This window comes from Arthrobacter sp. Y3223164 (assembly GCF_059091005.1).
The window spans coordinates 1-941 of the sequence record NZ_JBNHGF010000664.1 but is presented as its reverse complement, the minus strand read 5'-3'; the positions used below and the strand labels follow the sequence as shown (position 1 = coordinate 941).

Annotated in this window: 1 protein-coding gene; it reads left to right on the top strand. The window is 71.3% G+C overall.

From position 1 onward, the window contains the following. A partial coding sequence (locus AC5RUJ_RS17245) for an ATP-binding protein (protein WP_494156366.1) occupies positions 1-941 on the top strand: 941 nt, incomplete at both ends.

Below are 941 nucleotides of genomic sequence, written 5' to 3'. Positions count from 1 at the left end.
CCGGGCGCCGGGTGGCCGCCTCCGCCTTCGGCGACGACACGCTCTTCCTCGAGCGGCTGATCGCCCGGCCGCGGCACATCGAGGTTCAGGTGCTGTGCGACCGGCACGGCAACGCGATCCACCTGGGGGAGCGCGAATGCTCGCTGCAGCGCCGGCACCAGAAAGTCATCGAGGAGGCTCCGTCGTCGCTGCTCGACGCCGCCACCCGCGGCAGGATCGGCGAGGCGGCCTGCAACGCCGCCCGCTCCGTGGACTACACCGGGGCCGGAACGGTGGAGTTCCTGGTCTCCGACGACGCCCCCGACGAGTTTTTCTTCATGGAGATGAACACCCGGCTGCAGGTGGAACACCCGGTCACCGAGCTGGTGACCGGCCTGGACCTGGTGGAGTGGCAGGTGCGCATCGCCGCCGGTGAGGTGCTCACGCTGGCCCAGTCCGACGTCGTGCTCACGGGACACGCGGTGGAGGCGCGCGTCTACGCGGAGGATCCCTCGCAGCAGTTCCTGCCCTCGGCGGGCACGGTGCTGGCCCTGGAGGAAGCCGCCGGGGAGGGCATCCGGGTGGACAGTTCGCTGCTGCCCGGGCTGGTCATCCCCTCCGACTACGACCCGCTGCTGTCCAAGGTCATCGCCTGGGGCGAAGACCGGCAGCAGGCCCTGGCACGGCTGGACGGTGCGCTCGCCGACACCATGGTGCTCGGCATCCATACCAACATCGAGCACCTCCGCACCCTGCTGGCCGACGAGGACGTGCGGGCCGGGCGGCTGGACACCACGCTGATCGACCGGAAGATCGAACACCAGCAGTTCCGCCGGCCCGGTGACGCCGAACTGTCCGTGGCCGCCGTGGACTGGCTGCTCCGGCAACGGGACGCGCGGATCCAGGCATGTGCCGCCGGCGGCACGGGGTCCGCCTGGCGGAGCGAGGGCTGGCGGTTGAGC